This window comes from Marinobacter sp., from assembly GCF_041984545.1.
Classification (GTDB): domain Bacteria; phylum Pseudomonadota; class Gammaproteobacteria; order Pseudomonadales; family Oleiphilaceae; genus Marinobacter.
Map to the genome: position 1 here is coordinate 1 of NZ_JBHIXV010000109.1, position 549 is coordinate 549.

General features: G+C 43.2%; 1 protein-coding gene. It reads left to right on the top strand.

Annotated elements, in window-relative coordinates; translation table 11 throughout:
- On the top strand, nt 1–327 hold a 327-nt coding region (locus tag ACFC20_RS17775; protein WP_375194140.1), incomplete at its 5' end, for a hypothetical protein.
- Nucleotides 328–549: the final 222 nt, after the last annotated feature.

Sequence of the window (549 nt, forward strand, 5' to 3'; positions counted from 1 at the left end):
ATCGCATTGTTCGTATTTGTTTTCGTGGTAGCAGCGCCGGCGTATACGATTGCGTCTTATCATAACGAAAACACTTACGTAATAAAAGTGACGGATAAAGAAACGAAAACGTCTGACGATTCCTCGAAGTATCTGATTTTCGGAGATGACGAGAAAGGTAACGCAAAAGTGTTCGAAAATACCGACGCGATATTTGCGCGGAAGTTTAATTCCAGCGATCTGTACGCGGAGATCGAAATCGGTAAGACGTACGAATTCAAGACGGTCGGCTTCCGTATTCCGTTCATGTCGAGCTACGAAAATATAATGACGGTAAAGGAGAAGTGATGCGAATGTTTAAGCGGAGATTAATCGAAACGCTTTCGTGGATACTTACAATCGCAACGTTTTTTCTATTCTTTCATACCGCTTGCCGCTGCTGGTACAGATTGCTCTACAGCATATCTTAGAGCCTTACCTACACATACTGAGAGTTTGTGTAATGTGTACAGGGTCTTCCCATTCTCATCCACAATCTCTTCTTCACCAGCATCAATCAGCGCATCATGT